Source organism: Rouxiella silvae, assembly GCF_002093625.1.
GTDB classification, from domain to species: Bacteria; Pseudomonadota; Gammaproteobacteria; order Enterobacterales; family Enterobacteriaceae; genus Rouxiella; species Rouxiella silvae.
Genome location: NZ_MRWD01000041.1, coordinates 37,809 through 50,975, shown reverse-complemented (window position 1 = coordinate 50,975; position 13,167 = coordinate 37,809). Strand labels below are relative to the sequence as shown.

The window sequence follows — 13,167 nt, the reverse complement described above, 5'->3', positions numbered from 1 at the left end:
GGGCGTACTTAATGTCCAATGCGCTATAATTTATTTAATATTTTTTAATAGATACACACTCTCCTTTTCACATACTGAATATCCTGATGACCCATAATCCGCAATTCCCGCTTCAGCCTGTTTTTGACGGTCATAATGACCTTTTGCTGCGCCTTTGGTTGAACGATGCGCCAGACCCAGTCGCGCTTTTTCTAGACGGCAAGCGGGAAGAAAAACCTGATGGAACGCCGGACGGTCATCTGGACCTGCCGCGTATGCGGACAGGCGGTTTTGCCGGTGGCCTTTTTGCGGTGTTTATTCCTCCCGCGTCTTACATGCCCAAGCTGAAACCGAATGCTGCCACACAGCCGCACGATCCGCTGGCGATAACGCATCAGCAAATCAGCCTGTTGAAGCGTATCGAGAGTCAATCTTTCGGACGTGCAAAAATTTGCTGTACGGCGCGAGAGATTGAAAATTGCATCGAGCAGGGCGTGTTGGCGATGGTGCTGCACATAGAGGGCGCAGAAGCCGTTGACGTTTCGCTGAGTAATCTGGATGCGCTCTACCAGACGGGCCTGCGCAGTCTGGGGCCGCTGTGGAATTTACCGAATCAGTTTGGCGTAGGCGTGACCGGCGATTTTCCCGGCTCCCCCGACAGCGGTGACGGCCTCACGCTGGCCGGCCTTGGCCTGCTGCGCGCCTGCAATCGCAAGAAAATCCTCATCGATCTCTCGCACATGAATGAGAAGGCCTTCTGGCAGACGGCGCGCTTTAGCGATGCACCGCTGGTCGCTACTCACTCCAATGCTCACGCACTGTGCGCCCAACCGCGTAATTTGACCGATAAACAGTTGGCGGCGATTGCCGAAAGCGACGGCTTCGTTGGCGTGAATTTTGGCAACGCTTTCCTGCGCGCAGACGGTAAACGAGACGCCGACACGCCGCTGGAACGGATAGTGCAGCACATTGACTATTTGCTGGAAAAATTGGGCGAAGACCACGTCGGGCTGGGTTCTGATTTTGACGGCATCAGTGTCCCCGACGCGTTAGGCGATGTTACGGGTCTGCCATTACTGTTACAAACGATGAAACAGGCCGGTTACAGCGACGCGCTGATCGAGAAACTTGCCTATCGCAACTGGTTAAAAGTATTAAAGCAAACTTGGGGTGAATAACCTTAACAAGGGCTTACGACGCGCTGTTCGAGCCATACCCCTATTCTTTGTGTGGTTGATATCACTTTAGCTTAGGAGGAACATCTGCCGCGCCAAATTTTGAATATTTGACAACGAGCACTTCATCTGCCGCAATGATTGTTGGCATGATGTTTTTTTAACCTGCAACACCACGAGGAGTCGACCATGACTACATGGACCAAACCTAAATTTGTTGATCTGCGTCTGGGCTTAGAAGTTACTCTGTATATCTCTAACCGCTAGTCCCCCCTGCCCGCAGTTCGCTGTGGGCATTTTTTTCTTTCTACTCCTGGTCTACACATGCTGATTAACGTTCTTGGTTCCGCTGCCGGCGGTGGCTTCCCTCAGTGGAACTGCAACTGCCACAACTGTCAGGGCGTGCGCAATGGCACCATGAAAACCTCGGCACGTACGCAATCGTCGATTGCTATCAGTGACGACGGTATTGATTGGGTGCTGTGTAACGCCTCCCCCGACGTTTGCCATCAAATTGCCGCCACGCCTGAGTTGATTAAACACGGTGTGCTGCGTGGTACGGCGATTGGTTCAATCATTCTTACGGATAGCCAGATTGATCACAGCGCAGGCCTGCTCAATTTGCGAGAAGGCTGTCCGCATCAGGTGTGGTGCACGCCAGAGGTCCATCAGGATTTGACCACCGGTTTTCCGATTTTCACCATGCTTTCTCATTGGAACGGCGGCCTGGTGCATCACGCTATTGACCCCGACGAGGCGTTTTCAACCGCGGTTTGTCCGGCACTGAAATTTACCGCTATCCCGCTGCTGAGCAATGCGCCGCCGTATTCCGAATATCGCGGCAAACCACTGCCGGGACACAATATTGCCCTGTTTATTGAAGATACCCGCACCGGTAAGACGCTGATGTATGCGCCAGGTCTGGGCGAACCTGATGAGGCGCTGATGGGCTGGCTTAAAAAAGCCGACTGCCTGCTGATCGACGGCACGCTGTGGCGCGATAACGAGCTGGCCAATACTGGCGTCGGTCGCAATACCGGCAAAGATATGGGCCACCTGGCGCTGGCCGAGAAGCAGGGCCTAATAGAGCTGCTCTCCGCTCTGCCCGCCGAGCGTAAAATCCTTATTCATATCAATAACACTAACCCGATCCTCGACGAGTCCTCCGCTGAACGTGTGGCGCTTACCGCGCAAGGCATTGAGGTCAGTTGGGATGGCATGCGTATTGCACTTTAGGTAACCGAAGATGAACGCTTTTAATTCCACGGCGGCGCTAATGTCGCCGCAAGAGTTTGAACAGGCACTGCGCGCGAAAGGTGCTTATTATCATATTCACCATCCTTATCATATCGCGATGCACAACGGCCAGGCCACGCGCGAACAGATTCAGGGATGGGTAGCGAACCGCTTTTATTATCAGACCAGTATTCCCATGAAAGACGCGGCAATCATGGCTAACTGTCCTGATGCCCAAACACGCCGTAAATGGGTGCAGCGCATTCTCGACCACGACGGTCATGGCGACAGTGAAGGTGGAATAGAAGCCTGGTTGCAGCTCGGTGACGCTGTGGGTCTTGATCGTGAAGAACTGCTTTCAGAAGAAAGAGTGCTGCCTGGCGTACGTTTCGCCGTTGACGCCTACGTCAGCTTCGCCCGCCGTGCGGTGTGGCAGGAAGCCGCCTGCAGCTCTCTGACCGAGCTGTTCGCGCCGCAAATTCACCAGTCGCGGCTCGACAGTTGGCCGAATCACTACCCGTGGATCCAACAGGAAGGTTATCACTACTTCCGCAGCCGTCTGAGTCAGGCAAATCGCGACGTCGAGCACGGTTTGGCACTGGCGCTGGAGTACTGTAATACGGTAGAAAAGCAGCAGCGCATGCTCGAAATCCTGCAGTTCAAGCTCGATATTCTGTGGACCATGCTCGACTCAATGACCATGGCCTATGAGCTCAACCGCGCGCCTTACCACAGCGTAACGCAGCAGCCGGTGTGGCATAAAGGAAAGCTTCTGTGATCGAAATTAACGTCAATCAGGTGCCCATGTTTCGTCGCGGTTTCCGCTTGCAGTGGGAGCCGACGCAAGATTGCCACGTGATCCTTTACCCCGAAGGTATGGCAAAACTCAATGAAAGCGCCGCCATGATTTTGGAAAACGTCGACGGTAAACGCCCGCTTTCAGAAATCATTGACGGGCTGAATCAGCGTTTCCCAGAAGCGGGCGGCGTTGACGACGACGTGAAAGAGTTTTTTGCCCAAGCCTATGAACAAAAATGGATAATTTTCCGTGAACCTGCTTAAACCCCAGGTCAAACCGCCGCTTTGGTTGCTGGCGGAGTTGACTTATCGTTGTCCGTTGCAGTGTCCATACTGCTCAAATCCGCTCGATTTTGCCAAGCAGGAGAAAGAGCTGACCACCGAACAATGGATTACGGTGTTTGAACAGGCGCGGGCGATGGGCGCGGTACAAATTGGCTTCTCCGGCGGTGAACCGCTGGTGCGCAAGGATTTGCCCGAGCTTATTAAGGCGGCGCGCGACCTCGGTTTTTATACCAATCTGATCACTTCTGGCATTGGTTTGACCGAAAAGAAAATCGACGCTTTCGCCGAAGCCGGTCTGGATCATATTCAGATTAGCTTTCAGGCCAGTGACGAAACGCTCAACGCCGCGTTGGCCGGTTCTGCCAAGGCATTTCAGCAGAAACTGGATATGGCCAAAGCGGTGAAAGCCCACGGTTATCCTATGGTGCTTAACTTTGTACTGCATCGCCATAATATTCATCAGATTGATAAAATCATCGAACTGAGCATTGAGCTGGAGGCCGACGACGTCGAGCTGGCGACCTGCCAGTTTTACGGCTGGGCACAGCTGAACCGCGAAGGCCTGCTGCCAACTCGGCAACAAATCGCTGATGCCGAAGCGGTCGTGGCGGAGTATCGCGTCAAGATGGCCGACAAAGGCAATCTGGCCAACCTGCTGTTTGTGACGCCCGATTATTATGAAGAGCGCCCGAAGGGCTGCATGGGCGGTTGGGGCGCAATTTTCTTAAGCGTAACGCCGGAAGGTATGGCGCTGCCTTGTCATAGCGCGCGCCAACTGCCGGTCGAGTTTCCGTCGGTGCTGGAACAATCCTTACAAGACATCTGGTACAACTCGTTTGGCTTTAATAAATATCGCGGCTTTGACTGGATGCCGGAGCCTTGTCGTTCCTGCTCGGAAAAAGAGAAAGATTTTGGCGGCTGCCGCTGTCAGGCCTTTATGCTGACCGGCAATGCCGATAACGCCGATCCGGTATGTTCCAAATCAGAGCATCACGGCATGATTTTAGAAGCGCGCGAGCAGGCCAACTGCACCAATATTCAGGTCAGCCAGCTACAGTTTCGCAACCGCAAAAACTCGCAGCAGCTAATTTTCAAAGCACCGGTGCCATGATTCAAAAAAGGCTGCAACTGGCGAACGGCCTGCGGGTCAATCTGACTCACAGTCCGCAGGCATCGCACGCGGCCGCTCTGTTTCATCTCTCAGCCGGCAGTCATCACGAACCCGAGATGTGGCCGGGGCTAGCACACTTATTCGAACACGTGGTGTTTGCCGGCAGTAAACATTATCAGGGTACACAGCGCCTGATGAGCTGGGCGCAGGCCGAAGGCGCGCGGCTCAATGCCACCACCCTGCCAACGACGACCGCCTGGTTTTTTGATATCGCCGCGCCCAAGTTGGTTGACGGCTTTGCCCGGCTGGTTGATATGCTGGCACATCCGCTGCTTGCCGCAGATGCTATCGTGCAAGAAACGGCGATAATCGATGCCGAGTTTAGGATGTTAAGCACCGATATCGACACATTGTGCGAGGTATCGCTCGGCGCAGCATGGGTATCACCCGCAGCATTAACTCGCTTCCACGTTGGAAATCTGGCGCATTTTGGCAAAGATATCGATGCCCTACAGCACGCGCTACGCGATTATCACCAGCAGTATTTCCACGGCGGTAATCTCACACTCTGGCTCTCGGGGCCGCAGTCAATTGATGAACTCGCCGCCTTGGCGACGCAGTACGCGACAGTATTCTCATCAGCACAGGGTAAGCAACCGCCGGTGACTCAGCCGCTCACGCTGCGCCCTGAACGTAGTTTCTCGATGCAAAGCGGCGCGACCCCGCGTTTACAGCTGTCTTATATGTTGCCAGAGACCCATCGCCTCGATGCGCCATCGCTGACTTTGCTGCGCCAGTTTTTAACTGACGAGGCACAGAACAGCCTGCTGGCGGCGCTGCGCACGCAGGGATATTGCGATACTTTGCAGCTATTGTTGCCCTATTGCAGCGAAAATGGCTCAATTATCAGCGTAGAAATAATGCTTAATGATGCGAGGCCCGAAACCGCGGCTCACGCCGAGGCCCTCTTCCAGCACGGGTTAAGACATTTAAGGTCGGTGACGACGCTACAACTGCGTCATTATGCCAACCTTGCAGCTCAATCGTTTTCACAGCTGTCGCCAGTCGATAAGTTGCGCACTACCGCCTTTGGTTTCCCTCCGATTGTACAGAGCGATGCTGAGCTGCTGGCCGGTTGGAAAACTCTGCTGGGGCAACTTAACGCCGACAATCTGACGCGGCTGTGGGTCACGCCAAACGTTGATAATTCAATCCGATGCGTGCAAGGTTTCGAGCTCGGGCTGGCCCCGATAAGCTGGCCTTCAGGAAGCACCGCAGACCTCCCTCTTCTGACTTTTTATCCGCAAAACAGTGCGCCAGGACGACTCGACTTTCCCACAGAAAAGGTCAGCCTGCCTCAGATAAAAAGTGAGTACAGCGAGGGCGTACTGATCCTCAGTCCGGCGGCGAAAAGCCCCTTACCGCTGCGCAATGCTCATCAGATACTGGCCGGCCTGCGCGCTATTATTGGCGACTGTGCACATCGAGGAGGCAACCTTTCCTTTGAACGCCATCAGGGACAGTGGCTGTTGCAGTTAAGCGGCAGCGATGATGTGATACTCAGTACGCTAAGTGCGTTAATAGTGCAGCTTTTAGCGATGCCGAAAACGCTACAAGAGCAGGGTGAAAGGCAGTATCTCCTCGCCGAGAAGGCCTTACAAAGCGATATCGCCATTCGCTGCTTGCTCAACCAGTTGCCAAGGCTGCTCAGTGGCGAAGTAACGGGTGAAAGAGAAGCCACGCACATTAGCCGTATTAGCTGGAACGCGGCGTTGTATGGCGGAAGTTCAGTGCTTTTAGAAGGAATTTCACATCTTTTAAGTCTTTTTCCTGGGGATATAAACGATGAAGCAGCTCGTGCTTACGTGCCACATGCCGCTAGGATCGACGCTATTCTCCCTACCGACAGCAAAGATGCTGCCGTTTTGCTGTTTTGCCCTCTGCCTGAGCAAACTGCCGTCTGCCTTGCCGCCTGGCGTATTCTGGCGTCATTTTTTGAACCGCGTTTTTTCCAGCGACTGAGGGTTGAAAAAAATATTGGCTATGTCGTCACCTGCCGTTTTATGCAATCGGCGGGCGAAAGCGGAATAATGTTTGCAGTACAGTCTCCCAGTCATTCTACCGAGCAAATATTGGCTGAAATACGGCAGTTTATCGTCGATATGCAAGCCATCATCCGCGAAATTTCGCCTATAGATTTCAATGAAAAATGTGCTGCGCTAAGGCACAGCATTGAGATTGTCGAACAAGGTAAGCTTGAGCAGTCGCGCGAAAGTTGGCTAAACGCTCACACCTATGCTCCCCCGCTTACCGCTGAGACGATTTCAGGTCTCACATTGTCAACACTCCAGCACTTCCAGCAACTGTTGGTTCAGGAAAAAGCGCCGTGGTGGATAGTGAGCAACCCTCCCTCGCTGAAATAACGTTCAATAAAACTGACCGAGCCAATCAAAAGTTTAGGGTTGTTAAGTAACCAATATGCGCCGAGGATGTAATCTTTCACTCATCAACTATCCAAAGTTGTGGAGGGTAACGTGGGATTACTGAGTCAATTCTTCGCAAAGTTATTGGGTAATGATTCGACACCTGAACCCCTGAAAGAGGAACCAAAAATGACTAAAGTTTTAGTACTTTACCATTCGATGTATGGTCACATCGAAACCATGGCGCAGAGTGTTGCAGAAGGTGCAAAAAGCGTTGCAGGCGTTGAGGTTACGCTCAAACGTGTCCCCGAAGTGATGGACGCCGCGTCCTTTGCCGCAGCCGGCGGTAAGGCCGACCAGACTGCACCGATTGCCGATCCGGCAGAGCTGGGCGACTACGACGCCATTATCCTCGGCACGCCGACCCGCTTTGGTAATATGTCGGGCCAAATGCGTAACTTCCTCGACAGAACCGGCGGTCTGTGGGCTAAAGGCGCTCTAGTGGGTAAGGTCGCCAGCGTATTTACCTCTACCGGCACCGGGGGTGGACAGGAAATGACCATCACCTCTACCTGGACCACGCTTGCACATCACGGCATGATCATTGTGCCAATCGGCTATAGCTCACCCGAATTGTTCGATATTTCTCAAGTAGGTGGCGGCACGCCCTACGGCGCATCGACCATTGCAGGCGGTGACGGCTCACGCCAGCCCGACTCTCGCGAATTGACCATTGCCCGTCATCAGGGCCAATATGTTGCGCAGATTGCCGCGAAGCTGAAAGCTTAATCCGTTGAAAAGCCTGGGATGATGACTTTCCTTCCCAGGCATACTTCCTCCTGGTTTTATTCCTTCCTCTCTCATATTTTCATTATTTTAAAACTCACTCAGACGTAGTTCACAGTTTACTAAAACAGTTCCCAAAATTTTAATTTTTTTTAAATTACTGTGGGCAATGTCATAGTCAATTGGGTATTTTCATAAGGATCACTGCGTTATTCCCATTATTTCTCGACATAAGCACAATGACCACCTTCTTTTTCCGCCCTATATTGGATAAATCAATAAAAAATTGCCCCTACGAAATTTAATATGCGGCAATTAATTTTTCTTTTTAGCTTTCCTCAAAAACTGTTATTACCGAAGAACTGTGCACCCTACTGCCGCTACCGGTTGATAACTCAATAATACAATAGGAAAATAAAATGATGTTATCCAACAAGGCAGCCGATAAAAAATCTTATGTGCGCGTTGGCATATTAATGCTAATTTTATTTTTATCCGTCGTAGCCTATGCAGACCGGTCTATCTTATCGATCTCTGGGTCAGCCATTAAAGACGAGTTTGGACTTTCCTCTATTCAATTAGGCTTTATTCTCTCTGCCTTTAGCTGGGCGTATGTGATTGGGCAAATCCCCGGCGGGCTGTTTCTCGACCGCTTCGGGGCAAAAAAGGTCTATGGTGTGACGCTCGTTCTGTGGTCACTCTCTACGTTGGCAATGGGTTTTGTCGGTGAGTTTGCGCAAGGCGCAGCGGGCGTTATTTTTATCATGTTCAGCCTGCGATTTTTATTAGGACTCATCGAGGCACCTAGCTTTCCAGCCAATGCCCGCGTCACCATTATGTGGTTCCCCAAGGCTGAACGCGGCAGGGCCTCTTCGCTTTTTGCCTCTTCCCAGTATTTCGCCGTCGCTATTTTCTCACCGTTGTCGGGTTGGTTGGTCTCTGAATTTGGCTGGCAATGGCCGTTTTTTGTATTAGGCCTTATTGGCATCGCCTCGTTTTTTGTATGGATGACTTTTATGCGCGAACCGCGCCATCATCCGCTGGTGTCGAAAAAGGAGCTGGAATATATTATTGACGGCGGCGGCCTGGTGGATATTGATTCTATTCAGGAACGCAAAGCTAAATCCCGTTTATCACGCGCTACCGTTAAGGGTTTATTGACCAGTCGAATGCTGTGGTGTGCCTATTTGGGTCAATATTGCATTATTGCCCTAAGCTACTTCTTTATTACTTGGTTCCCGATTTATTTGGTTCAGGCACGCGGTATGGACATATTGCACGCCGGATTTGCGACCATTGCTCCGGCTATCTGTGGCTTCGCGGGCGGCATCTTCGGCGGTTATATTTCCGACTCTTTACTGCTTAAAGGGGTGTCGCTGTCTTGGGCGCGCAAAGCCCCCTACATCGTTGGCATGGTGATGGCGGCCACGCTGATTGGCGCAGCGATTGTCGACAGTAACGTATGGATTGTCGCCATTATGTCCTTCGCCTTCTTTGGCAAAGGCGTCGCCGCAGGGGCCGGAACCTGGACGGTTATCAGCGATACCGCTCCAAAAGAGGCCATTGGATTGGCCGGTGCGATTTTTAACTGCGTCGGCAATATTGCCGGTATCGTCACTCCAATTATGTTCGGCTACATCGTGGCGATCACCGGTAATTACAGCATGGGCCTGCTGTTTGTCGGCGCGCACTGCATTGTTGGCGCGCTGCTGTTCCTGTTTGTGATGGGCCCAATTGAGCGCGTCAGGAAAGGCCAAAATGATGTGACCAAAAGAGAAATGCCCGATTTTAAAACGGGACAGCGGGCACATCGCTAATAAACCAATAATAATAAATAAGAATGCCGCCACTGGGGGGCATTCTTAACGCCGCGAATAATCATCAGTATTAAGCGACGGCTCTAACTGTGAAATCGAAATGAATTTCTTCGTAAGGGAAAATGACGCCATTATCTGAACGCTCGATAATGCCCACGAGCAGAAGAGCATAAACATCACCCTGTACAGCCTTAACATCTCGCCCCCCTCTGCGTGCAACTTCACGTATCGATAACTCTCCGCTTTCGGCCATAGCTTTAATGATAGCCATGCGTTTTGGCGAGAGCGTGTTATGAAATTGCTCCCAATTCAGGAAGTGATGAACGAACCACGTTCATTCCTATCCCCTGACAGAGCCGCAGCCATGCTCTGTTAAGCGTCTTCAATCGACATTACCTTGATAATCACTGTTCACGTAAGTGCCTCCTTAAGCATCATTGCATCCTCCATCATTAAAAAGCCAGATTGCCTTAGCGACTGGCTTTTTAATTTTCCGCGCAGGTGTCATTATCAGGGGGAACTTCTTCTAGCACTTCTTCGGGAAAAACCTATGTCGTTAACGTCCCTTGCCTGTCTTGGCGATTTGCCCGCCGAAGAGTGGGATGCGTTGGTCCCTGCCGGACAGCCCTTTCTGCGCCACGCTTTTTTAACCGCATTGGAAGACAGCGGTTCGCTTGGCCCCAATTCGGGCTGGCAAAGTGAACACCTACTGTGGCAACAAAAGGGTAAAACGCTGGCGGCTGTTCCCGGCTATCGCAAATCGAACTCCTCCGGCGAATACGTGTTTGACCACGCTTGGGCCGATGCCTGTTATCGCGCCCGCATTCCCTATTATCCAAAATGGCTAGGCGCGGCACCGTTTAGCCCAGTTGGCGGAAGACGGCTGCTCGGCACGCCCGATGCGGCGCAGCAACTTTTGCAGGCATTACCCGAGTTTCTGCAGCAGCAGGGACTTTCCAGTGCACACATCAACTTTACCGACTCGCGTGATAATCAGTTGGTTGGCGAACAAAGCGAATGGCTGCATCGGCTGGGGTGTCAATATCACTGGCACAATCGCGGCTATCGCGACTTTCAGGATTTTCTCGATACGCTGACCTCGCGTAAACGCAAGCAGATGCGCAAAGAGCGCGAGCAGGTCGTCGCACAGGGTATTGAATTCCAATGGCTTGAAGGCGCGCAAATCACTGAGGCGCAGTGGGATTTTATCTATGCCTGCTATGCCAATACCTACTACGTTCGCGGGCGTTCACCTTACCTGACGCGAGAATTTTTCAGCCTGCTGGCAGAACGGATGCCAGAAACTGTTCAAGTCGTGATGGCTGAACAGCAGGGTCGTCCAGTGGCAATGGCGCTGAGTCTGGTCAGTGGCGACACCTTTTATGGCCGCTACTGGGGCTGCCTGGCCGAATTCGACAGGCTGCACTTTGAGACCTGCTTTTATCAGGGAATGGACTATGCGATTGCCAAAGGTCTTGCACGCTTTGACGCCGGTGCACAGGGCGAACATAAGCTAATTCGTGGATTTGAGCCGGTATTAACCGACTCATGGCATTATTTACGTCATCCAGGTTTGCGCAGTGCGGTGGAGGATTTTTTGCAGCAGGAGCGGGACGGCGTGCGCGCCTGGGCTATTGAAGCCCGCGACGCGCTGCCTTATCGGCAGGAACAGGCCTGATATTTACTCAGTCCATGCCCACAAAACCACCGGTCTGATGCTGCCACAGTCGGGCATACAGGCCTTTTTTGGCCAGCAGTTCGCCGTGACTGCCAATTTCAACAATTTGCCCCTGATCGAGCACGACCAGCCGGTCCATTTTGGCGATGGTCGACAGTCGGTGCGCGATAGCAATGACCGTTTTGTGGGTCATCAGGGTTTCTAAACTCTCCTGAATTGCCGCCTCCACCTCTGAGTCCAATGCGGAGGTCGCTTCGTCCATAATCAGGATCGGTGCATTTTTCAGCAGTACGCGAGCAATGGCAATACGCTGGCGCTGTCCGCCTGAGAGTTTCACCCCACGTTCGCCCACGTGCGCGTCCAGCCCCCTTCGCCCCTGCGGATCTGACAGCTCGGGAATAAACTCGTCGGCGCGCGCCTGACGGATAGCATTGACCAATTCTTCGTCGCTGGCACTCGGCCGGCCATAAAGCAGGTTGTCGCGAATCGAGCGGTGCAGCAGCGAAGTGTCCTGCGTTATCATGCCGATTTGCGCGCGCAGGCTCTCCTGTGTGACCTGCGATATGTCCTGATCGTCAATCAAAATTCGGCCGCCGTCGAGGTCATAAAGCCGGAGCAGTAGGTTCACCATCGTCGACTTACCGGCACCCGAAGGCCCAATCAGGCCAATCTTCTCACCGGGGCGAATCGTCAAATCCAAACCGGTAATCACACTGCGGCTTTTGCCATAGTTGAAGTTAACGTGGTCAAAACGAATCGCACCCTGACTGACTTTCAACGCCGGTGCCTGCGGTTTGTCGGTCACGCTGACCGGCTGCGCAATAGTCTGCAGGCCGTCCTGCACCATGCCGATATTTTCAAAAATACCGTTGACTACCCACATGATCCATCCCGACATACTGACGATACGAATAACCAGTCCCGTCGCCAAGGCAATCGCACCGACGCTAATTAACGACTGTGTCCACAGCCACAGCGCCAGTCCGGTCGTGCTCACAATCAGCACCCCGTTTAGCGTAGTGATGGTAAAGTCCATGCTGGTGACCAGACGGCTCGCAAGCTGGGTTTTCTCCGTCTGCTCGGTAATCGCCTCACGCGCATATTTTTGCTCGAGGTCGGTGTGTGCAAAAAGTTTGAGGGTGGTGATGTTGGTATAACCATCAACAATGGTGCCCATCAGCTTGGAACGCGCCTCCGAAGAGACCACCGAACGTGCCTTCACGCGCGGCACAAAGTACCACAGGCACAGGCTGTAGAGCACAATCCAGACGGTAAGTGGGATCATCAAATGCCAGTCGGCTTCGGCAAAAAGAAACAGCGCACTGGCGGCATAAATTACCACGTGCCAGATGGCATCGACTGCCTGCACCGCCGAATCTCGCAGTGAACTACCGGTTTGCATAATGCGTTGAGCAATGCGCCCGGCAAAATCATTCTGGAAAAAATTCACACTTTGGCGCAGCACATAGTTATGGTTCTGCCAACGGATCATGCTGGTCATGCCGGGGCTGATCGATTGGTGCACCAACAGGTCATGCAGGCCAATAAATATCGGCCGCATAATCAGTGCAACCGCCGCCATCCACAGCAGTTCTCCCGCGTGATCGCTAAAGAAACTGGCGGTGGGCGTTTCGCGAGTTAGGTCGATAATGGTGCTGAGATAGCTAAACAGCGACACTTCAATCAGCGAGCCAATCAGGCCCACCACCAACAACGCGGTAAAGCTCGGCCAAACCTGACGCAGGTAGTAAAAGTAAAAGGGCCAGACTTTATCGGGCGTTGCCTCACTGGGAGGCGCTTTGAAAATATCAATCAACCGTTCAAATCGACGGTACAACATACAAGCCTCTCATATCCTGCTGTTATTCAAATATGGGCA

12 protein-coding genes are annotated in these 13,167 nt (G+C 52.5%); 10 read left to right on the top strand and 2 right to left on the bottom strand.

The genetic code is table 11. The annotated features are described in order from the left end of the window. Nucleotides 1-86 precede the first annotated feature (86 nt). The 9 genes from BS639_RS16540 (at nucleotide 87) to BS639_RS16500 (ending at nucleotide 9,610) form a co-directional block, all read left to right on the top strand. A complete protein-coding gene (locus BS639_RS16540; RefSeq protein WP_055775853.1) occupies nucleotides 87-1,157 on the top strand; it encodes a dipeptidase in 1,071 nt (356 codons plus the stop codon). Nucleotides 1,158-1,343: 186 nt separating this feature from the next. Then, nucleotides 1,344-1,421 (top strand): pyrroloquinoline quinone precursor peptide PqqA, encoded by a 78-nt coding sequence (gene pqqA / locus BS639_RS16535; protein ID WP_038328232.1) that lies wholly within the window; start codon nucleotides 1,344-1,346, stop codon nucleotides 1,419-1,421. A 57-nt stretch (nucleotides 1,422-1,478) separates the two neighbouring features. Continuing rightward, nucleotides 1,479-2,390, top strand: a complete 912-nt coding sequence (gene pqqB, locus BS639_RS16530) for a pyrroloquinoline quinone biosynthesis protein PqqB (RefSeq protein ID WP_084983662.1) — start codon at nucleotides 1,479-1,481, stop codon at nucleotides 2,388-2,390. A gap of 10 nt (nucleotides 2,391-2,400) precedes the next feature. Next, nucleotides 2,401-3,168, top strand: coding sequence for a pyrroloquinoline-quinone synthase PqqC (pqqC, locus tag BS639_RS16525; RefSeq protein WP_055775847.1), 768 nt, complete (start codon nucleotides 2,401-2,403; stop codon nucleotides 3,166-3,168). Beyond that, nucleotides 3,165-3,452 carry a pyrroloquinoline quinone biosynthesis peptide chaperone PqqD gene (pqqD, locus tag BS639_RS16520; RefSeq protein ID WP_084983661.1) on the top strand — a complete coding sequence of 96 codons (288 nt, stop codon included), beginning with the start codon at nucleotides 3,165-3,167 and terminating at the stop codon, nucleotides 3,450-3,452. The genes pqqC and pqqD overlap by 4 nt, the downstream gene beginning before the upstream one ends. Continuing rightward, nucleotides 3,439-4,584: a pyrroloquinoline quinone biosynthesis protein PqqE gene (pqqE, locus tag BS639_RS16515; RefSeq protein ID WP_084983660.1), complete on the top strand. Its 1,146-nt coding sequence runs from the start codon at nucleotides 3,439-3,441 to the stop codon at nucleotides 4,582-4,584. Before pqqD ends, pqqE begins: the two co-directional genes overlap by 14 nt. Further along, complete coding sequence (gene pqqF / locus BS639_RS16510) at nucleotides 4,581-7,007, top strand: pyrroloquinoline quinone biosynthesis protein PqqF (protein ID WP_206601162.1); 2,427 nt, start codon at nucleotides 4,581-4,583, stop codon at nucleotides 7,005-7,007. The genes pqqE and pqqF overlap by 4 nt, the downstream gene beginning before the upstream one ends. Nucleotides 7,008-7,196: 189 nt before the next feature. Beyond that, entirely contained in the window at nucleotides 7,197-7,796 is a 600-nt protein-coding gene (gene wrbA, locus BS639_RS16505; RefSeq protein WP_084983659.1) for an NAD(P)H:quinone oxidoreductase, read from the top strand. A 419-nt stretch (nucleotides 7,797-8,215) separates the two neighbouring features. Continuing rightward, entirely contained in the window at nucleotides 8,216-9,610 is a 1,395-nt protein-coding gene (locus tag BS639_RS16500; RefSeq protein ID WP_084983663.1) for an MFS transporter, read from the top strand. A gap of 70 nt (nucleotides 9,611-9,680) precedes the next feature. Here BS639_RS16500 and BS639_RS25350 read toward each other — a convergent pair whose 3' ends face one another. Beyond that, nucleotides 9,681-9,881, bottom strand: coding sequence for an HVO_A0114 family putative DNA-binding protein (locus BS639_RS25350; RefSeq protein WP_456153888.1), 201 nt, complete (start codon nucleotides 9,879-9,881; stop codon nucleotides 9,681-9,683). Between the two features lie 279 nt (nucleotides 9,882-10,160). Here BS639_RS25350 and BS639_RS16490 point away from each other — a divergent pair, with 279 nt between their 5' ends. Further along, complete coding sequence (locus BS639_RS16490; RefSeq protein ID WP_084983658.1) at nucleotides 10,161-11,288, top strand: GNAT family N-acetyltransferase; 1,128 nt, start codon at nucleotides 10,161-10,163, stop codon at nucleotides 11,286-11,288. 7 nt (nucleotides 11,289-11,295) lie between these two features. On the opposite strand, the gene BS639_RS16485 is transcribed toward BS639_RS16490, so the two are convergent. Then, nucleotides 11,296-13,128: an ABC transporter ATP-binding protein gene (locus tag BS639_RS16485; RefSeq protein WP_084983657.1), complete on the bottom strand. Its 1,833-nt coding sequence runs from the start codon at nucleotides 13,126-13,128 to the stop codon at nucleotides 11,296-11,298. Nucleotides 13,129-13,167 lie beyond the last annotated feature (39 nt).